Raw genomic sequence first — 19,488 nt, forward strand, 5'->3', positions numbered from 1 at the left:
TCAAGAGGAGTACGCATGTCGTTCAAGAAGAGCCTGATTCCCTTGGCCGTGCTGGCCATGACCCAGCAAATGGTGCTGGCCCAGGATGCCGCCAAACTGGAGCGCGTCGAGGTCACCGGTTCGCTGATCAAGCGCACCGACAAGGAAACCCCGGCCGTGGTGCAGACCATCACCGCCGAGCAGATCCGCAAGTCGGGCTTCGGTACGGTGGAAGAGCTGCTGCGCGCCAATTCGGCGATCGATTCGGCCGGTTCTATCCAGGACGGTGCCGCCACCGGTTTTGTCAATGGCCTGGCCACCGCCTCGCTGCGCGGCATGGGCGCCCAGGGCACCCTGGTGCTGGTGAACGGCCGCCGCATTGCGCCGGCCGCCAACGTGGACGTGAACTTCGGCCGCGGCACCCTGCTGAACATCAACACCATTCCGAAGAGCGCCATCGAGCGCATCGAGGTGCTGAAGGACGGCGCCTCGGCCCTGTACGGTTCGGACGCCATTGCGGGCGTCATCAACTACATCCTGAAGAAGGAATTCAATGGCCTGGACGCCTCGGCGAGCTTCGGCTCGGCCGATGACGGCGTGGGCCAGACTGCCAATGCCTCGATCGCCTACGGCCTGGGCAGCCTGGAAGACAAGGGCTTCAGCCTCTATGGCGGCATCGATGTCTCCAAGCGCGACCGCGTGATGCACTCGGAGCTGAAGGACAAGGGCCTGTACGACCACTACAACGCCTACCGCAACCTGAACGGCGAGACGACCCGCTTCACGCCGGACAGCATTGCCTCGCGCTGGGCCAATTACTACCGCGTGCCGCCCAGCCTGACGGGCTCGACCCCCCTGGATGGCCGCAACGTCGCCAACAACGATGTCAGTGGTGCCAACTACCTGGGTACCATGCCGGGCTGCCCGGCCGAGCTGACCGTGGGGCAGGGCGTGGCCAATCGCCCGGCCGGCTTCACCAACGCCCAGGCCTCGCTGCGCACGGGCTCCTGCCGCTATGTGCTGGACGACAAGGCCGAAGCCGTCAGCGACCAGGACCGCATCAGCGGCCAGTTGCGCGCCAACCTGAAGCTGGGCAGCAGCTGGACCGGCTATGCCGACCTGATGCTGGGCCGCACCAAGTCGACCAGCCTGAATGCCGAGCGCGCCATCACCACCACGCTGGCCAGCCAGCAGGTGCCGCTGGTGATCATCACGCCCAAGCTGGATGGCTCGCTGGCCCAGCGCGGCGGCATCGTCCTGCCGGTCACGCACCCGGACAACCCGACCCGTGGCACGGCCAACCCGCAGCCGGTGCAGCTGATGTACCGCTTCCACGACCTGCCGGCGCTGGACATCAACGAACAGACGGCCACCCGCTTCGCCCTGGGGGCCGAAGGCAGCCTGGGCGCCTGGGACATCGACACCGCGCTGCTCTACAGCCGCATGGACAACAAGCGCACGCAGAAGAACCGCGTGCGCTCCTCGCTGCTGGATGCCTCGATCGCAGCGGGCACCTACCGCTTCAACGGCGAGGTGAACACCGCGGCGGCGATTGCCAGCGTGGCGCAAGACGCCATCAATGACGGCGATTCGAGCATCCTGTCGGTGGACGTGCGCGCCGGGCGCGAGCTGTTCGCGATGGCCGGCGGCCAGGCCTCGCTGGCCGTGGGCGCCGAAGCACGCCGCGAGGAATTCAATGCCAATGCCGACGCCAACTACTTGGCCGGCGACTACGTCGGCCTGGTGGCCAACCTGGCCAGCGGCAAGCGCAATGCCTACGCCGCCTTCGGTGAACTGAGCCTGCCGGTCGTCAAGGCCCTGGAGGTGCAAGCGGCCCTGCGCTTTGAGAACTACAGCGACTTCGGCAGCTCCACCACCGGCAAGCTGGGCTTCAAGTGGAACCTGCTGCCGCAGTTCCTGATCATGCGCGGCACCGCCTCCACCGGCTTCCGCGCGCCGGCCATCTCGCAGATCGGCAACGCCTCGACGGTGTCCTTCAACAACTTCCAGGACAAGCGCTACTTCGATCCGATCCGCTGCAACACCAGCAACGCCGCCAACCCGGTCAGCCGCGCCGACCCGCCCGATCTGCGCGACTGCAACCTGCTGAACTTCACCCAGGGCGTGCCGCTGGCACAGCGCCCCGGCAATCTGCCCACCATGATTGCCGCCAACCCTGATCTGAAGCCAGAGACTTCGAAGGCGGCCAGCGTGGGCTTCGTGTTCTCGCCCACGCGCAATTTCGATGCCGGCCTGAGCTACTGGTACATCGAGCGCAACAAGGAAATCCGCCTGCAGCGCAGCTCGGACATCCTGGACGCCTATCTGGCCAACCCGGCCAACAGCGCCCAGATCGTGCGCAACCCCAACCCGGGCACCTGGCTGCCGGGCCAGGCCAACAGCGGGCCGATCCTGGCTGTGATCCGCAAGTACGACAACTTCAACTTCACCAAGACCGCCGGCCTGGACTTCGACCTCAATGCCCGCTTCCCGACCCAGGAAATCGGCCGCTTCACCCTGGCGGTCAACGGCACCCTGACCAAGCGCTTCGACGAGCAGATTCTGGCCGGCACCGCGCCGCGTGACCTGCTGGGCAGCTCGACCTCGGAAGTGCCCAAGCTCAAGGGCAATGTGCGCCTGGGCTGGGATGTGGGCGCGTGGAGCAGCTGGGTGCGCCACAACCACACCTCGCAGCTGGCACGCATCGGCACCACCGAACCCTGCCTGAGCTCGAGCTCGGCGGCCGGCGTGTACCGCCGCGAGAACGGCAGCTGCTACGTGGGCGCCGAACGCAGCTGGGACATGGGCGTGAGCTATACCGGCTTCAAGAACTGGGTGCTGGCGGCCAATGTGCTGAACCTGACCGACGACTACGGCCGCTCGATCGACATCCCCAGCAGCTTCAACTTCTGGGACAGCGGCACGGCCAGCCAGATCGGCCGGCGCTACAACGTGTCGGTCAGCTACAAGATGGATTGACGGTAATGTCGGAGACGTTCGGGCTGCTGAGGGCCTGAACGTTCGGGCGCAAAGAGGGGCATGAGCCCCTCTTTGCATTTGTGCGTGCGCCCCAAAGGGGGGCGATGCCGTCCATGGCCAGACGCCTTGGAGGCGTGGGCAGGGTGCCAGAGGGGCAGGCGACTGCTTTCGGTAGTGCGGCTTGTCGTGCCAGGACAACGTGAAGGGATAAACCCTTGGTTGCGTCTGGGCCTTAAGAATCAATCACTTGCGGAAGTCATGGGGTGACTTCCGGGTCTCGCCCGCTGGGCAGCGGCGCGGCGCATCCCTAGCGTGCCGAGCTTTTGGGATTGGCGCCCTTGGCGCCTTGATGGAGAGATTCAATGAAGCCTTGCCCCACCCCCCGTCGCCACGCCCTGGCGGCCGCTGCGCTGGCGCTGTCCGCTCAGTGCGCATTCGCGCAGAGCGATTCGGCCGATGCTTCCAAGCTCGAACGGGTGGTCGTCACCGGTTCCAGCATCAAGCGCCTCGCGGCTGAGACCGCCTCGCCGGTTCAGATCGTGAGCCGCCAGGAAATCAAGCAGACCGGCGCCAACACCGTGCGCCAGGTGCTGGACACCATCACCGCCACCACCACGGGCGAATTGCGCGACGACGGTGCCGCCGCCAGCTTTGCCTCGGGCGCTTCCGGCGTTTCCATGCGCGGCCTGGGCAAAGGCGCGACGCTGGTGCTGGTCAATGGCCGTCGCGTGGCGAACTTCGGTCTGGCCGATGGCGCCAAGGAAACCTTCGTCAACATCGACGCCATTCCCGCCGATGCCATCGACCGCCTGGAAATCCTCAAGGACGGCGCCTCGGCGCTGTATGGCTCGGACGCCATGGCCGGCGTGATCAACATCATCACGCGCAGCGAGTTCCGCGGCATTGGTGGCCAGGCCTCGTACCAGAGCGGCATCGATCCCAACATCGGCAAGCAGACCACGGCCAGCATCGTGGCCGGCATTGGCGATCTGGCCAAGGACCGATTCAATGTGTTCGCCAACGTCGAGTACTACAAGCGCGAGCGCTACTTCCTGACCGATGTGATGGGCTACTACCCCGAGTGGCACAAGCGCATCGTCAGCCCGGCGTTCGGCGACCCCAGCCTGGTCTCTTACCCGGGCAACTTCTTCAACGGTTCGACCCGAGTGGCGAATCCGGCCTGCCCGAGCACGCAGCGCAACAGCGCCGGCGCCTGCACCACCGACATCAACGGCATCAACCAGTTCTCCGATGGTGCCGAACGCCTGAACAGCTTCATGATGGCGCGCGTCATGCTCGGCGAGAACTTGGAGTTCTTTGGCGACGCCTCTTACTCCAAGACCCGGGTGGACTATCTGGCAATCCCGTTCGGCATCAACGCCCCGGCCACGCCGTTCCGCTGGTTTGATGGCAATGCGAAGGTGGTGCGTCAGGTCAACAAGCCGATGCTGCCGGTGGGCCATCCGCTCAATACCTTCACGCGCCCCATCGGCCTGGAATACCGCTTCATGGACCCCGGGCTGAGCTGGGAAGCGCCGGCTGAGGCAACTCAGTACCGCGTACTGGCCGGCCTCAAGGGTACGTTTGGCGAGTGGGACTGGGAAGTCTCGGCCGGCCGCGTGGGCTCGGACGCAGTCAAGGAATCGCTGGCCCCGCATGCCGCGACCTTCATCAAGGCGATCGAGAGCAATGAGTACAAGATCGGTGGCCAGAACAGCCCCGAGCTGCTCCAGCGGATGTTCCACAGCGCGGCCATCAATGGCGACAACTACCAGAACCATATCGACGCCAAGATGACCGGTGAGCTGATGCGCTTGCCGGCCGGCCCGCTGCAGGCCGCCTTCGGCATCGAGCATCGCGCCGAGCATGTCTACATCAAGTCGGTGGACGAGGTGATGCGCGCCGAGCTGATCGGCCGCGGCGCCCTCTGGGTGGAGGGCAAGCGCGATCTTGACGCTGCCTATGCCGAGTTCGAGGGCCCGCTGGTCAAGAACCTGACGGCCAACGCCGCGGTGCGTTTCGACAAGGCCACGGGCTTCGACGGCCGCTTCTCGCCCAAGGCTGGTCTGCGCTGGGTGGTGAGCCCGCAGCTGCTGGTGCGCGGTACGGCCTCCGGCGGCTTCCGGGCCCCGAACATTCCGGAAACGCTGGGCAAGATCGGCGTGACCGGCTTCTTCAACAGCACCTACGACCCGAAGCGCTGCGACACCGCCACGCAGATCCGCGACATCCTGCGCACCGGCGACGCCAACGACCGGGCTGAGGCCACGGCTGCCTACAACAGCGGCTGTCTGGCTTCGGTGCCGGCCATGATCTCGGCCAACAAGAACCTGGAGCCCGAGCTGTCGCGCAGCTACACCCTGGGCTTCGTGTTCGAACCGACGGCAGATACCTCGCTGGCCTTCGACTACTTCAAGATCGAGCGCCGCAACGAGATCAGCTCGCGGGATCCGTCCTATGTGCTGGACCGCGAAGGCAAGGCGGGTTACGAGAACCTGATCGCCCGCGCGCCGATCTCGGCGCAGGACAAGATCTGGTCCGATCGTGCCAACGCGCTCAAGCCGGGCTCCAACATCGCCTGGGGCGCGGGTTCGCTGATCACGCTGCTGCTGCAGTACGAGAACTTCGGCAAGACCGAGACCTCGGGCATCGACTTCGACATTTCCACCCGCTTCACGGGCGACCTCGGCACCCTGCGCCTGGGCCTGTCCACCACCTATGCGCTCAGCTACCGTGCATGGGACATCGACGAAGGCAAGTACCGCCCGAACACGGTGGGCCTGCGCGGCGTGCCGCGTATCAAGTCGGTGGTGTCAGGCGCGTGGACGACGGGCCCCTGGACCTACGGCGTGCGCTTCAACTACACCTCCAGCACGCAGCTGAACTTTGACGAGACCGATGTGGGTACCTGGGCGCCGAGCGCCTGCGAGACCCGCCTGAAGCCGGGCGATCTGCCTTGCTATCTGGGTTCGGACATCACGACCCAGCTCAGCCTAGCCTACACCGGTTTCAAGGGCCTGACCCTGCGCGCCAGCATGGGCAATGCCTTTGGCGAGGAGCGCCCGGTCGACCTGCGCGGCGGCTACGGCGTGCGTCCGCGTACGGTGAAGATCGGCTTCGAGTACAAGTACTGAAGCCAGGCGGTTCCGAGGCGACGGGGCCCGCAAGGCCTGTTGCCTCGGGATTCCGCACAACGGCATGGTGCGCCGCACAAAAACTCGGCGCACAATGCCCACTCCCTTGTTTGCGCGGCCCTTGCGGGCCGCCTTTCATTTGTGAGCTCCCCTGCTGCGCCGCGCTCTGCGGCCGCCCATGCCGGCCTGACGCTCGGCGCCCTGGGCGTCGTTTATGGCGACATTGGCACCAGCCCGCTGTACGCGCTGCGCGAGGTCTTCCATTCCGCGCATCTGCCGGTCTCGGCGGACAACGTGCTGGGCGTGCTCTCGCTGCTGTTCTGGACGATGACCCTGGTGGTCTCGTTCAAGTACGTGCTGCTGATCTTGCGCGCCGACAACCATGGCGAAGGCGGGCTGATTGCCATGCTGGCGCTGGCCACCAACGCGGTGGCCGACAAGCCGCCGCTGCGGCGCAGCCTGTTCCTGCTTGGCCTCTTTGGCACGGCGGTGTTTTTTGGTGACGCCGTCATCACGCCCGCCATGACGGTGCTGGGTGCGGTGGAGGGCATCGACGTCTACGCCCCGGCTTACCACGGGCTGATCCTGCCTTGCACCCTGCTGGTGCTGGCCGGGCTGTTTGCCATGCAGCGCTTCGGTACCGGCGCGGTGGGCAAGGCCTTTGGGCCCATCATGATGGTGTGGTTCCTCAGCCTGGCACTGCTGGGCCTGCCCTGGATCCTCAAGAACCCGGCCGTGCTGGCGGCGCTGAACCCGCTCTATGGCCTGCGCTTTGCGTTCGAGCATGGCTGGATCGCCTTTGTGGCCCTGGGTGCGGTGGTGCTGGTGGTGACGGGCGGCGAGGCGCTGTATGCCGACCTGGGGCACTTCGGCAAGCGGCCGATCCGCTGGGCCTGGTATGGCGTGGTGATGCCGGCGCTGACGCTGAACTACTTCGGCCAGGGCGCGATGCTGCTGGCCGAACCCGAGGCGATCAAAAACCCGTTCTACCTGCTGGCGCCGGACTGGGCGGAGATCCCGCTGTTCGGCCTGGCCACGCTGGCGGCCATGGTGGCTTCGCAGGCGCTCATCACCGCGAGCTTCTCCGTCACCAAGCAGGCCATGCAACTCGGCATCCTGCCGCGCATGCGCATCCACCACACCTCGGTGCGCGACATCGGCCAGATCTATGTGCCGGCGGTGAACTGGGCGTTGTTTGCCTTCGTCATCGTGGCGGTGGTGTTCTTCGGTTCCAGCTCCAAGATGGCCGGCGCCTACGGCGTGGCGGTCACGCTGGACATGACCATCACCACCATCCTGACCTTCTTCGTCATCCGCTACGGCTGGAAGTACCCGCTGCTGCTGTGCGTCGCGGCCACCGGTTTCTTCTTCCTAATCGACGTGCTGTTCCTGGCCTCGAACCTGCTGAAGGTGCCCGGTGGGGGCTGGTTCCCGCTCGCCATCGGCATCTGGATGTTCACGCTGATGCTGACCTGGAAGCAGGGCCGGGCGTTGCTGTCCGACAAGCTGCGCCAGGACTCGATCGACCTGAAGAGCTTCCTGGACGCGGTGTTCTTCAGCCCGCCCACGCGCGTGCCGGGCACGGCGGTGTTCCTCTCGGGCGAGCAGGGCACCACGCCGAACGCGCTGCTGCACAACCTCAAGCACAACAAGGTGCTGCATGAGGAGAACGTGTTCGTCACCGTGAAGCACCACGAGCTGCCCTGGATCGGCTTCGAGCAGCGCGTCGAGGTGGAGAGCCTGGGCAACAACTGCTGGCAGGCCACGCTGCACTTCGGCTTCAAGAACGAACCCGACGTGCCCGAGGCCCTGGCCCTGCTGCGCGGCCGCGGCATCACGCTGGATGACATGGACACCAGCTACTTCCTGAGCCGCGACATCGTCATCCCCACCATCGGTTCGGGCATGGCGATGTGGCGCGAGAAGCTGTTTGCCAGCATGCACCGCAATGCCGCGGGCATCGCCGACTTCCTGCACCTGCCCGCCAACCGCGTGGTGGAGCTGGGCTCCAAGGTTGAGATCTGAGAGGGTGAGAGGAAATCGTTCATGCCCGCCCTGACCCCCAAAAGCGCCGCACTCGGCGTTGCAACTGCTCGCCGTAGCCCGGGCTACAGCTCCGCGTCGCGCCTTGATTGCGCCGCTTTTGGCGGCCCGTTCGGTCACGCCCGATTCCCTCTCACTCTCTGACGCGGCACCTGTGGGACTGAGCCGGCACGACTTTCCCGCCCTGGTGGCCGGCTTCGTCGCCGTGCTGGTGGGCTTCACCAGTTCGGTGGCGCTGGTGTTCCAGGCGGCGCAGAACCTGAACGCCACGCCCGCGCAGACGGCGTCCTGGATCTGGGCCCTGGGCCTGGGTACCGGGCTGACCTCGCTGTTCCTCTCCTGGCGCTACCGCCAGCCGGTGCTCACCGCCTGGAGCACGCCGGGCTCGGCGCTGATCGCCGCCGCACCGGGGCTGACCTTGGCCGAGGGCATCGGCGCCTTCGTGGTCTGCGGCGGGCTGATCGTGCTGGCCGGCACCACGCGCGGCTTCGAGCGCCTGATGAACCGCATTCCCGCCAGCATTGCCGCCAGCCTGCTGGCCGGAGTGCTGGCGCGCTTCGGGCTGGATGCCGTGACGCAGGCGCCCGCCAGTCTGTCCCTGGTGCTGGGCATGCTGCTGGCGTATTTGCTGGGCCGGCGCCTGTGGCCGCGTTACGCGGTGCCGGGCGTGCTGGTGGTTGGGGTGGCGATGGCCTTGAGCCTGGGGCAGCTGGACCTGAGCCGGGTGCTGGCCGGCGGCTGGGCCGCGCCGGTGTGGGTGACGCCGGTGTTCAGCCTGAACGCCCTGATTGGCCTGGCGCTGCCGCTCTTCGTCGTCACCATGGCCTCGCAGAACCTGCCCGGCGTGGCGGCGCAGCGTGCGGCCGGGGTGACGGCGCCGATCTCGCCTGTCATCACCACCACCGGCGTGGCCACGCTGCTGCTCGCGCCCTTCGGCGCCTTTGCCATCAACCTGGCTGCCATCACGGCCGCCATCTGCATGGGCCGCGAGGCTCACGAGGACCCGCAGCGCCGCTGGCTCGCCAGCGCCTCGGCCGGGCTGGTCTACATCCTCGTCGGCTTGGCAGGCGGCGCGGTGGTGGCGCTGTTCGCGGCCTTCCCCAAGGCCCTGGTGCTGGCGGTGGCGGCACTTGCCCTGTTGGGCGCCATCGGCAACGGCCTGGCGCATGGCATGAAGGAAGAGGGCGAGCGCGACGCCGCGGTGCTGACCTTCCTCGTCACGCTCTCAGGCATCCAGATCGCCGGCATCGGCGCGCCCTTCTGGGCGGTGCTGGTGGGTCTGCTGGCGCTGCTGCTCAGGAAGCGCTAGGCCTGTCCGGGCGCCTCGATCTTCCGGCCGGCATTTCTTGACACAAGACAAATACGAATAATTCGCATTTGTGGAAAATGCAGGCCTACTCTGCCGCCTTGCCATGACTCTCGACCGCCTGCCGCTGCGCCTGCGCGCCACCATCCGTCACCTCCAAGAGGCGCCGGCTGATTGGCAGCGTGCCCTGCAGGATCTCGGCTTCGTGCCGGGTGAGACGGTGCAGGTGCTGCGCCGCGCGGCCCTGGGAGGTGACCCGCTGGTGGTGCAGGTGGGCGCCAGTCGCTTTGCGCTGCGCCGCGCCGAGGCGGCTTGCGTCGCGTTGGACGGCGACGCCGCGGCGCGCTGATGCAGCAGGCCGTCGTCCATCTCCATCCGGCCGGCCGCCTGCTGGCCCTGCTGGGCAACCCGAACTGCGGCAAGACCGCCCTCTTCAACCGCCTCACCGGCAGCCGCCAGAAGGTGGCCAACTATGCTGGCGTTACGGTGGAGCGCAAGGAGGGCCGGCTGCTAACGCCCGGCGGCGAACGACTGCGCCTGCTGGACCTGCCCGGCACCTACAGCCTGCATCCGCGCAGCCCGGATGAGCAGGTCACCCGCGATGTGCTGGCCGGCGTAGCCAAGGGCGAAAAGCGCCCGGACCTGCTGCTCTGCGTGGTGGACGCCAGCAACCTGCGCCGCCACCTGCGCCTGGTGCTGGCGGCGCAGCGCCAGGGCCTGCCCTGCGTGCTGATGCTGAACATGGCCGATGTGGCCGAGCGCCGCGGCCTGCGGGTGGATGCGGCGGCCCTCAGCCGCGAGCTCGGCATGCCGGTGCTGCGCAGCGTGGCGGTGGAAGGAGACGGGGTGGACGCGCTGCGCCGCCTGCTCGACGACCCGGCCACCTGGCAGCCCGCCGCGCCGCCGCAGCAGCCCGAAGCCGACGATGGCGCGCGCATCGCCGCCTTGCTGCAGCGCCTGGGGCTCGATCAAGCCTTGCCGCCCGGCCCCACCGAGCGCATCGACCGCTGGGTGCTGCACCCGGTGCTCGGCCCGCTGCTGATGGCACTGCTGATGTTCGGCATGTTCCAGGCTGTGTTTGCGTGGGCCGAGGCGCCCAAGGCTTGGATCGAGGCCGGCGCGGCCTGGGTGGCCGCAGGCCTGAACACCCACATGGCCGAAGGCTGGCTGCGCAGCCTGCTGGTGGATGGCCTGATTGCCGGGGCGGGCGGGGTGCTGGTGTTCCTGCCGCAGATCCTGATCCTGTTCGCCTTCATCCTGCTGCTGGAGGAAAGCGGCTACCTGCCCCGGGCGGCCTACCTGCTGGACCGCTGGATGGGTGGCCTGGGCCTGTCCGGCCGCAGCTTCATTCCGCTGCTGTCCAGCTTCGCCTGCGCGATCCCCGGCATCATGGCCACGCGCGCCATTGCCAACCCGCGCGACCGGCTCGTGACGATCGCGCTGGCGCCGCTGATGACCTGCTCGGCGCGTCTGCCGGTGTACGCACTGCTGATCGGTGCCTTCATTCCGCAGCGCCGCCTCTGGGGCGGCATCGAACTGCAGGGCCTGGTGCTGTTTGCGCTCTATGCCGCCGGCATGGCCAGCGCGGCCGCGGTGGCCTGGCTGCTCAAGCACCTGACAGCGCGCGGCCAGGTGCGCACGCTGATGATGGAGCTGCCCGAGTACCACTGGCCGCGCCTGCGCAACTTGGCCATCGGGCTGCTCCAGAGGGCCTGGATCTTCATCCGCCGCGTGGGCGGCATCATCCTCGTGATGACGCTGGCGATCTGGCTGCTCTCCAGCTACCCCGCCGCGCCGCTGGAGGCCACACGCCCCGCGATCGAGTACAGCTGGGCTGGCCAGCTGGGGCGCTGGCTCGCACCGCTGTTCGAGCCGATCGGCTTCAACTGGCAGATCGTCATCGCGCTGATTCCCGGCCTGGCCGCCCGCGAAGTGGCGGTGGGTGCGCTGGCCACGGTCTACGCCGTTTCCAGCGAAGGCCATGCGCTGACCGGCCTGATCGCCCAGCAATGGAGCCTGCCCACGGCGCTGGCCCTGCTGGCCTGGTACGTGGTGGCGCCGCAATGCCTGAGCACCCTGGCCACCATCAAACGCGAAACCGGCGGCTGGGCGATGCCACTGGGTGTGGCGACGGCCTATTTCGGGCTCGCCTACGGCGCAGCTGGGCTGACCTACGTGCTGGCCCGGGCGAGCGTCTGAGTCAGCCGTGCGCGCGAGCCGATGTGCTCGCGCTCGCAGGGATCAGCCTCAGCAAACGCCCGCCTCCCCGTCGCGTGGTCAACGGCCCGGAGCCTGAGTCCTTGGCGTCAGCGCTGCCCAGCGGCTTGGGCGGCACGCGCCCGATCGGTGTAGGTCTTGTAAGCCGGCAGGGCGATGGCGGCGACGATGCCCAGTATGAAGACCACCGGTAGGAAGCAGCCCAGAACCTTGACACCCAGGCTGTTGGGCGGCGGCGGAGGGCCAAAGCGGTTGGCGGTCTTGCTGCCGGGGGCAAAGGTCCAGATCAGGCCAATGACCGGCACGATCATGGTCGCCGACCACCACCCGCTGATGTTCAGGTCGTGGCAGCGCTTGATACCGACGATGACGCTGAACCAGAGGAAGACGGCGAGCGCCAGGAAGTAGACCACCATGGCAAAGCCCGGAGATCCGAAGGCTACAGCCGCGCCCATGACCAAAGCCTGAAAGAGCAGCGAAGCCCCAGTGACATAGGCCAGGTAGCGCAGCCGCCCGATGCGGCCCTGATGCGAAAAGAGATTCAGCTCGGCGACCCCCTCCGGGGATTGCAGGTCCGCTACATGGGCGCGCGGCGGGGTGAATGGGTTCATGTTCGTTTCACTCATGGTCTCTCCTTGAAGGCACTACAAAAGCCCGGCGCGCTTGACCTGGTGGTAGCGGTTCACCAGGCTGGCAGCCAGGGCGCGGGGTTCGACGTCAACGGACAGCTTGTCGTGGTCCACTACGCGCGCGAAGGCGTCGTGGCGGGCCTGGGACAGCAGGTGCGCGCTGGCCACGGCCACGGCGGCCTCGCTGTCGCCGATGGCCTGCTCGGTGATGCGGCCCAGCGCGGTTTCCCGCAGGCTGGCCAGCAGCACCAGATGACGGCGCCGCAGCAAGCGCAGCGCGGGCTGAAGCTCGGGCACATCCTCATCGCGGAAATTGGTCAGGATGATGACCAGCGAGCGGCGACGCAGGCGCTTGGTCAGGGCCTCCGCGGCGGCCAGGTAGTCGGAGTGATGGCTGCCGGGCTGCAGATCGTGCATCTTGTTCATCAGCGCATTCAGCGTGGCCAGGCCCTTGCGCGGCGCGAAGTCGCGGCGCTCGCCTTCCGCGCAGCCGAAGGTCATCGCGCCGACCTCGTCGCCCTCGTGCAGGGCGACGTAGCTGAGCAGCATCAGCGCGTCGAGCGCGTCGTCGAAATGGCTGTTCTCGCCGCTGCCGGCGGACTGCTCGTCGGCGCGCATGCGGCGGCCGCAGTCGAGCAGGAACATCACGCATTGGTCGCGCTCGTCCTGGTACTCGCGCACCACCGGCCGGCGGTGGCGCAGCGAGGCCTTGACGTCGAGGTGGCGCAGCGGGTCGCCGCGCCGGTACTCGGCCAGCTGGCGGAAGTCGGTGCCCTGGCCGCGCTGCACGTAGGTCTTGATGCCGATCTGCGCCAGGCGCCGGTCGCCACTCAGCCAGGCGTAGCGCGCCAGCGCGGCGAAGTTCGGGTACACGCGCAGCTGCTGCGCCTCGCCCAGGCGCTCGCGCAGCTCAAAGAGCCCGGCGCGGCTGCGCCAGAGCAGCTGGGTCTGGCCCAGGCGCACCAGGCCGCGCTGGCGCGCGGTGACGCGAAAGCGCAGCGTGCTGCGCTGCTGCGCGCCGATCCGCAGACGCTGGGGCAGACCCTCGAAATCGAACACCGGGTCGAGCTCGTCAATGACCTGCAGCTGCCAGGCCAGGGGGCCGGGGTTGACGAGCTCCAGTCGAAGCTCGGTGGAGACGCCGATGGCGAACGCGGCCGGCAGGCGGCGCTCCACGCGCAGGCCGCCGCGCTGCCACAGGCTCAGGCTGCGCCACAGGTCCAGGCCGGCCAGCGCCAGCAGCGCGAGCAGCAGGCCCATGCCCAGCGCCACGGCGCTGGCCAGCGGCGCACCAAAGGCCAGCGCCAGCGCCAGGGCGAGCGCCAGCGCCGCCAGCGCGTAGACGCTGGCGGTCGTGGGGCGGACGACACGGCGTGGGCTCAAAGCCGCGGCGCCTCCACGCTGTCGAGCGCGGCCTGCAGCAGCTCGTCGAGATCGCGACCCTCGATCTGGGCATCCGGCGCCATGGTCACGCGGTGGCGCAGCACCGCCAGGGCCTGGGCGGCCACGTCGTCGGGGGTGATGAAGTCGCGCCCCTTGATCAGGGCCATGGCGCGCGCCGTGCGCACCAGGGCCACGCTGCCGCGCGGGCCGGCGCCGGCATCGAGCCCCGGCCAGTTGCGCGTGGCACGCACCACGCGGACGGCGTAGTCGATCACCTTGGCATCGGCATGCACCTGGCCGCACAGGCGCTGCAGCTCCTGCACCTGCACATCGTCCAGGACCGGCCGAACGGCCTCCAGCGGCAGCTCGTGGCCGGCGCGGCCGGTGGTGGTCAGCTGCACCACTGCGGCCTCTTCGTCATGCGTGGGGTAGCCGATGCGGATCTTGACCAGGAAGCGGTCCAGCTGGGCCTCGGGCAGCGGGTAGGTGCCCTCGGTGTCCACCGGGTTCTGCGTCGCCATGACGATGAAGGGGCGCGGCAGTGGCAAGGTTTCGCCCTCCAGCGTGGCCTGGTACTCCTGCATCACCTCCAGCAGCGCGCTCTGGGTCTTGGCCGGGGCGCGGTTGATCTCGTCGGCCAGCAGCAGGTGGGTGAATACCGGCCCCTTGCGCACGCGCAGCCGGCCCAGCCCGCCGCCGGTGTCGTCCAGCACGCTGTGGCCGATGACGTCGGCGGGCATCAGGTCGGGCGTGAACTGCACGCGCGCGTACTGCAGGTGCAGGGCCTGGGCCAGCGCGCGCGCCAGCAGGGTCTTGCCCAGGCCGGGCACGCCTTCCACCAGCACATGGCCCGAGGCCAGCACCGCCACCAGCATCTGCTCGACCGCTTGTGCCTGCCCCACGACGGCCTTGCCGATCTCCTGGCGCAGGGTGTGCAGCCAGCGCGTGGCGAGTTGGAGTTCTTCGGGCTTGATCATGTCGGGTGTCTTTCGTCGGAAGTCTGGTGGGCGAGCCGGCGCCGTGCGGTTTCGAGCAAGAGCAGCAGCGGCGGCAGCTGCGCCCGGGTGCAGAAGCGGGTGGACAGGGCGGTGGAGAGTTCGAGCGCCGGCAGGCCGGTGGCGGCCGCCACGGCCGCCGCCCGTTCGGACGCCTTCATGCGGGCAAAGCCCGGCAGCTGGCGCTGCGCGGCCTCCACCAGGGCGCGCTGCTGGGCCGCCAGCAGGGCCTCGCGGCCGCCCTGGTGCAGGAAAGCGCCGAGCCCGCGCACCTGTTCCGAGATGGAGCGGCGCAGGCGCGGTGGCGCGGCCATCAGCGGCCCGAAGCGCACGGCCGCGCGCCACAGCGCCGCGGCCAGGGCCAGCAGGCCCGCGAGGATGGCGATCCAGCTCTGCTGCCACAGCCAGGGCAGCAGGGCCTGGCGCTTCTCGTGCAGATAGATCCAGGTGACGGCGCCTGCCTCGGCCTGTACGGCGGCGGCCAGCAGCAGGGGGTTGTCGCAGCGCAGCGCGGGCTCGTTGTGGAAGAGGTTGAGGCCGCTGTTGAGCGCGGTGACGCTACCGCGCCCCAGCGGAACCCGGAGCGCATGCACGGCGCTCTTGCGTGCCAGCGTCCAGGCCGGGGCATGGTTCCGCCTGGGGCGCAAGTTGTACTGGTCGGGGCGCGCGTCGCAGGAGGCGATCGATTCGGTGCGGTCCCAAAGTGGTGGAGTGGATACCAGCGCCTCGCGAGGCTGTGGCATCGACGCAATTTCCGAAGTGAGTGCCTTTTCCTGCCTGGAGCGCTTGCTGGGTTTGATGTCCAGCAGCTCAACCGGCACCCAGTCCGCCAGTGCCGAGTTATCCCACTCCGAGCTGGGCGCCAGCACCAGATGCCCGCCCTGGAGTACCCATTGCTGCAACTGTGCCGAGCGTTCGGGCATCAGCTGCCAATCGCTGGACAGCAGCACCAGGCGCGCCTGCGCGGGCGGCAGGGTCTTCAAGGCCTCGTGGCGCTCCACCTGCATGCCCAGGCGGCGCAGCAGCTGCTCGAAGGCGTAGACCGGGTTGTCGCGCGCCTCGCCCTGGGCGCCGCGGCGGCTGTACACCTCCACCCATTCGGTGTTGAGCGACAGCCACCAGGCGCCCAGCAGCAGGCCCAACGCACCCAGTAGCCAGGCCAGACGTTCGCGCGTCATGCGGGTGCCTCCGCGGCAGCCGGCAGGTGCGCGTCAAAGCCCTGGCACAGCGCTTCCAGCTGTTCCGGCGCGAGCGTGCGCTGCGCGTAGGCCACCGTCTGCCAGCCCGTCACCAGCTGCACCAGAAAGGCCTGCGCCGGCCCCGCCAGGCGCGCCGCCGCCAGCGCCAGGCATTCGCTTTCGGTGCTGGCGGCGCGGATCGGCACGCCCTGCCCATGCACCAGGCGCGAGAGCGCGCCGCGGTAAAGCAGGGACAGCGCGGCGCGTTCCTCGCCGCGCTGCCAGAGCGCGCGCGCCGCCGCGCCGATGTCGGCCGGCAGGCTGGCGGGGCGGATGTCCAGCGTGCCCACATGGGTGGGCGGCAGCGGGGCCAGCTCGCCTGCGCCGCGACCCCGGCCCAGCCAGTCGCGCAGGCGCAGCAGCAGCCAGATCAGCAGCGCCGCGCCGAGCAGCCAGATCGCCACGCGCAGGCCGGCACTCAGATTGCCCATGAGATCGGCCCACCAGCGTGCGTCGCTCTTCTTGCCAGGCTTCTCCTTGTCCTCATCGCGCTTGAAGCGCAGGGTCTTGGTCGTTTCCGTGCCGGGCAGCAGGGGGTCGGCCGCGACGGCGCTGGCCGCCGCCTGCACGGCGCTGGCGCTCATTGCCGGGGCTTCGGCGGCTGCGGCGGGGCCGCTGGCCAGCGCCAGCAGCAGCGCGGCCTTAAGCAAAGGCATGGCGGAACTCCTGCTCGATGTCCCAGGCCTCCAGCGCCACGCGCCGGTTCAGGTACATCGCGAACCCGGCCGCCACATAGAAGGGCTCCAGGAACAGCACCACGGCCGTGTAGCTCAGCGCCATCACCAGGTCGAAACCGAGCTGTCCGCCGGCATGCTGCTCGGGGTTTACGAACCAGTCCCAGATGCCGGCCTGTTCCGGGGCAAACCACCACAGCAGCGCCACCAGGCCATAGACGAGCACGCCTTCTGCATGCACAAAGGCGGTTTGCAGCGCGGTGGCGGCGCCGCGGTTGTCGTTCAACAGCAGCCGCCTGCGTTGGCGTCGGGCACTGCCGCGCTGGCCTTCGAGTTGCTCGATCGCCTGCGTGTAGGCGCGCCAGGGCGAGAAGCGCCGCCAGAACAGCGTGCGCAGCAGCTGTCCGCCCAGCACCTGGCGGCGCGCGCGCCACACATCGGCCCATTGCGTGGCTTCGCCGAAGACCGCGCGGGCCAGCACGAACACCAGCACACGGTCCAGCCAGGGCTTGAGCCAGAACAGGATCAGCAGCGGCAGCCAGCCCAGGCTGTCCACCGTGCACAGCGCCAGCGCCGCCACGGCCAGCAGCACCGGCGTGAAGCAGCGCCAGATCGAGCGTGCATGCGCGCGCACCAGGGCCAGTCCGAGGTCACAGGCCTCGGCCTGGCTGCGCGGGCGCAGCGCAATCGCCAGGCCTTCAACGCGCATCGCTCACTCCCCGGCCGGCGCGCAGCAGCCACAGCAGCACCAGGCCCCAGCACAGGCCGGCCACGCCGTACTTGACGGCCGGCGCGATCCAGACCGCGCTGGACCAGAAGGCTTCGAAGGCGGCGGCCACCAGCAGCAGAAAGAAGGCCGCGTAGACCAAGGGCACGGCCACGGCGGCGGCCGCCCGCAAGGCCTCCAGGCGCGTGCGCCGGCCCGGCGCCAGCCAGCCCAGCCCCAGGGCCAACCCGGCCGCGCCGGACAGCACGATGCCGGTCAGCTCGAAGGACGAATGCGTGGCCACGAAGGGCCAGAAGTTGTGACCCAGACCGGCCCGCACCAGATGCCCGGCCACGGCGCCGATCACCAGCCCGTTGTAGAGCAGCAGGAAGGCACTGCCCACGCCGGCCAGGATGCCGGCACCGAAGCAGCGAAAGCCGATGCCGACGTTGTTGAAGATGTAGTAGCCGAACATCTGCCAGTCGTCGCCCGCCTCGCGCAGCCGCCCCATGTGCTGCTTGCCGTCGGCGTACATGGCCTCGTACTCGCGCAGCTGTGCGGCGTCCATCAGGCGCAGCGCGAAGTCCGGGCCCTGCAGGGCCAGCATGAAGGCCAGCCCCAGCGGCAGTGCGAACAGGGCCAGCGCCAGCAGCACCAGCCGGCCCTGGGCGCGCACGGCGTTCGGCAGCGTCACGCGCAGCAGGCGGCCGAAGGCGTGCAGGCCATAGTCCTGGCGCCGGTAGATCAGCTGGTGCGCGTCCTGCGCCAGGTTTTCCAGGCGCACCACCAGGTGCACCGGGTAGGCGCGCGATTGGGCTAGCGCCAGGTTCTCGCAGACGCGCCGGTAGCGCGCGGCCAGCAGCGCGGCGTCCACCGGCTTGCCCAGCTTGGCCTGTTCGAGCTGCTCGGCGAAGTCGGCCCACAGCGCGCTGTACTGGGCCTCGAAATGCAGCGGCGTCATGAGCGTTGTCCCATCAGCCATTGCGCCACGCCGGCCAAGCGCTCGGCAGCGCTGCGCGGGGCCCCGTCGGCTTGCAGCGGCGGCAGCACAGGCGCTGCCAGCTGGGCCAGTTCCTCGAAGCGGGCTGGTGTGAGGCGCTGGGCGCGGCCGGCCCAGGACAGGATGGCCGCCTGCTCGCGCGCGCTCAAGGGCCGCGCCGGAGCCAGGCTGGTGGCGGGCTGTGGGGCGTCGTGCAGGCGCACGGCCTCGGTGTGCACCACCAGGGTGCCGGCGGCCAGATCGCCCAGACGCTTGCACTCGCGATTCAGCAGCATCGTCACGATGCCGAAGGCATAGGCCAGCGGCAGGAAATCCGCCACGCGCAGCAGATTGCGCGTGAACGAGGCCGCCGGCGTCACCGGCAGGCCGCTGTCCATCACCACGCGCAAGCCCAGCGCGCGCTTGCCCGGCGTGGCGCCCCAGCGGCTGAGCTCAAACACGATCGGGTACAGCCACTCCACGCAGAACAGGCCGAGCAGGATCAGGCCGCCGCCCAGGCCACCCAGGGTGCCGAGCAGGACCACCAGCCCGATGTCGATGCCGACACGGATCAGCAGGTCGAGCAGAAAGGCCATGGTCCGCGCCACCAGCCCGGCGGGCTGGAGCGAGAGCACGATGCCCTCGGGGGTTTCGGCCAGGGCCAGGGTGTCGATACGCTGGCGTGGCGCTGCAGAGGGGCCGCTCAGAGCTTGATCACCTGGGTGTCGGCGATCGAGTCATGCAGACACTTGCGTGACGAACGAAAGATCAGCAGCGAATCGAGCAGGGAGTAGATCGTCACGAGGGCGGCATTCATGTTCATCAGCAGGCCGATGCCATAGCGCAGACCCAGCAGCCGCCAGGCTTCGGGCTTGGAGCCATCGCTGCGCACGATGCGCAGCTTGAACAGCATCTTCCCGAGCGTCTGTCCCCGGGTCACCAGGGGCCAAGCTTGTATGGCCAGGAAAATCAGCGCGCCGAGCACCAGGGACAAGGGAGTCCAAGACCACATGCTCTCGCGGCTTGCCGCCAATTGGGCTTGTTGGAGCGGGCCAAGCTGAGGAATCTTCAGAAGCGCCCAGAACACGCCGGCACCGAGGAACCCATCGCCGAGGGCCGCCAGGAAGCGCACCCCGCGTCCCGCCAGCGCCACCTGATTCGGCGCGCGATCCTCCACATGCGCTTGCGGCGGCGCAAAGCGCGGGTCTATGGCGTTTGTCACTTGT

The 19,488-nt window shown here is 68.7% G+C and carries 15 protein-coding genes; 6 read left to right on the plus strand and 9 right to left on the minus strand.

Annotated elements, in window-relative coordinates; genetic code table 11:
- Positions 1 to 15: 15 nt before the first annotated feature.
- From I7X39_RS10720 to feoB, 6 genes are all read left to right on the plus strand, one after another.
- The gene (locus tag I7X39_RS10720) at positions 16 to 2,958 is read left to right on the plus strand and encodes a TonB-dependent receptor plug domain-containing protein (RefSeq protein WP_198111143.1); all 2,943 of its coding nucleotides are present in this window, start codon (positions 16 to 18) and stop codon (positions 2,956 to 2,958) included.
- Between the two features lie 362 nt (positions 2,959 to 3,320).
- The gene (locus I7X39_RS10725; RefSeq protein WP_198111144.1) at positions 3,321 to 6,092 is read left to right on the plus strand and encodes a TonB-dependent receptor plug domain-containing protein; all 2,772 of its coding nucleotides are present in this window, start codon (positions 3,321 to 3,323) and stop codon (positions 6,090 to 6,092) included.
- Positions 6,093 to 6,233: 141 nt separating this feature from the next.
- Positions 6,234 to 8,117, plus strand: a complete 1,884-nt coding sequence (locus I7X39_RS10730; protein WP_198111145.1) for a potassium transporter Kup — start codon at positions 6,234 to 6,236, stop codon at positions 8,115 to 8,117.
- Positions 8,118 to 8,289: 172 nt separating this feature from the next.
- Positions 8,290 to 9,444 (plus strand): benzoate/H(+) symporter BenE family transporter, encoded by a 1,155-nt coding sequence (locus I7X39_RS10735; RefSeq protein ID WP_198111146.1) that lies wholly within the window; start codon positions 8,290 to 8,292, stop codon positions 9,442 to 9,444.
- Between the two features lie 103 nt (positions 9,445 to 9,547).
- Positions 9,548 to 9,790 (plus strand): FeoA family protein, encoded by a 243-nt coding sequence (locus I7X39_RS10740; protein WP_198111147.1) that lies wholly within the window; start codon positions 9,548 to 9,550, stop codon positions 9,788 to 9,790.
- Positions 9,790 to 11,640 carry a ferrous iron transporter B gene (gene feoB / locus I7X39_RS10745; protein WP_198111148.1) on the plus strand — a complete coding sequence of 617 codons (1,851 nt, stop codon included), beginning with the start codon at positions 9,790 to 9,792 and terminating at the stop codon, positions 11,638 to 11,640. Before I7X39_RS10740 ends, feoB begins: the two co-directional genes overlap by 1 nt.
- Before the next feature lie 107 nt (positions 11,641 to 11,747).
- Here feoB and I7X39_RS10750 read toward each other — a convergent pair whose 3' ends face one another.
- The 9 genes from I7X39_RS10750 to I7X39_RS10790 form a co-directional block, all read right to left on the minus strand.
- Positions 11,748 to 12,284 carry a DUF805 domain-containing protein gene (locus tag I7X39_RS10750; protein ID WP_232351877.1) on the minus strand — a complete coding sequence of 179 codons (537 nt, stop codon included), beginning with the start codon at positions 12,282 to 12,284 and terminating at the stop codon, positions 11,748 to 11,750.
- An 18-nt stretch (positions 12,285 to 12,302) separates the two neighbouring features.
- Positions 12,303 to 13,670, minus strand: a complete 1,368-nt coding sequence (locus I7X39_RS10755) for a DUF58 domain-containing protein (protein ID WP_232351878.1) — start codon at positions 13,668 to 13,670, stop codon at positions 12,303 to 12,305.
- Positions 13,667 to 14,647: an AAA family ATPase gene (locus tag I7X39_RS10760; RefSeq protein ID WP_198111149.1), complete on the minus strand. Its 981-nt coding sequence runs from the start codon at positions 14,645 to 14,647 to the stop codon at positions 13,667 to 13,669. Before I7X39_RS10760 ends, I7X39_RS10755 begins: the two co-directional genes overlap by 4 nt.
- A complete protein-coding gene (locus I7X39_RS10765) occupies positions 14,644 to 15,843 on the minus strand; it encodes a DUF4350 domain-containing protein (protein ID WP_198111150.1) in 1,200 nt (399 codons plus the stop codon). Before I7X39_RS10765 ends, I7X39_RS10760 begins: the two co-directional genes overlap by 4 nt.
- A complete protein-coding gene (locus I7X39_RS10770) occupies positions 15,840 to 16,559 on the minus strand; it encodes a DUF4129 domain-containing protein (protein WP_232351879.1) in 720 nt (239 codons plus the stop codon). Before I7X39_RS10770 ends, I7X39_RS10765 begins: the two co-directional genes overlap by 4 nt.
- Positions 16,546 to 17,286 carry a hypothetical protein gene (locus tag I7X39_RS10775; RefSeq protein WP_198111151.1) on the minus strand — a complete coding sequence of 247 codons (741 nt, stop codon included), beginning with the start codon at positions 17,284 to 17,286 and terminating at the stop codon, positions 16,546 to 16,548. Before I7X39_RS10775 ends, I7X39_RS10770 begins: the two co-directional genes overlap by 14 nt.
- Positions 17,276 to 18,244 (minus strand): stage II sporulation protein M, encoded by a 969-nt coding sequence (locus tag I7X39_RS10780; RefSeq protein WP_198111152.1) that lies wholly within the window; start codon positions 18,242 to 18,244, stop codon positions 17,276 to 17,278. Before I7X39_RS10780 ends, I7X39_RS10775 begins: the two co-directional genes overlap by 11 nt.
- Positions 18,241 to 18,897, minus strand: a complete 657-nt coding sequence (locus I7X39_RS10785) for an RDD family protein (protein ID WP_310739908.1) — start codon at positions 18,895 to 18,897, stop codon at positions 18,241 to 18,243. Before I7X39_RS10785 ends, I7X39_RS10780 begins: the two co-directional genes overlap by 4 nt.
- 68 nt (positions 18,898 to 18,965) lie before the next feature.
- Positions 18,966 to 19,484: an RDD family protein gene (locus I7X39_RS10790; RefSeq protein WP_198111154.1), complete on the minus strand. Its 519-nt coding sequence runs from the start codon at positions 19,482 to 19,484 to the stop codon at positions 18,966 to 18,968.
- Between the last annotated feature and the right edge of the window lie 4 nt (positions 19,485 to 19,488).

It is taken from the genome of Inhella proteolytica (assembly GCF_016093275.1).
In the GTDB taxonomy this organism is placed as follows: Bacteria; Pseudomonadota; Gammaproteobacteria; order Burkholderiales; family Burkholderiaceae_C; genus Inhella; species Inhella proteolytica.

Coding starts and splice junctions, on each gene's coding strand:
- I7X39_RS10720 (WP_198111143.1), top strand. CDS start 16: ATGTCGTTCAAGAAGAGCCTGATTCCCTTGGCCGTGCTGGCCATGACC.
- I7X39_RS10725 (WP_198111144.1), top strand. CDS start 3,321: ATGAAGCCTTGCCCCACCCCCCGTCGCCACGCCCTGGCGGCCGCTGCG.
- I7X39_RS10740 (WP_198111147.1), top strand. CDS start 9,548: ATGACTCTCGACCGCCTGCCGCTGCGCCTGCGCGCCACCATCCGTCAC.
- feoB (WP_198111148.1), top strand. CDS start 9,790: ATGCAGCAGGCCGTCGTCCATCTCCATCCGGCCGGCCGCCTGCTGGCC.
- I7X39_RS10750 (WP_232351877.1), bottom strand. CDS start 12,284: ATGAGTGAAACGAACATGAACCCATTCACCCCGCCGCGCGCCCATGTA.
- I7X39_RS10760 (WP_198111149.1), bottom strand. CDS start 14,647: ATGATCAAGCCCGAAGAACTCCAACTCGCCACGCGCTGGCTGCACACC.
- I7X39_RS10765 (WP_198111150.1), bottom strand. CDS start 15,843: ATGACGCGCGAACGTCTGGCCTGGCTACTGGGTGCGTTGGGCCTGCTG.
- I7X39_RS10770 (WP_232351879.1), bottom strand. CDS start 16,559: ATGCCTTTGCTTAAGGCCGCGCTGCTGCTGGCGCTGGCCAGCGGCCCC.
- I7X39_RS10775 (WP_198111151.1), bottom strand. CDS start 17,286: ATGCGCGTTGAAGGCCTGGCGATTGCGCTGCGCCCGCGCAGCCAGGCC.
- I7X39_RS10780 (WP_198111152.1), bottom strand. CDS start 18,244: ATGACGCCGCTGCATTTCGAGGCCCAGTACAGCGCGCTGTGGGCCGAC.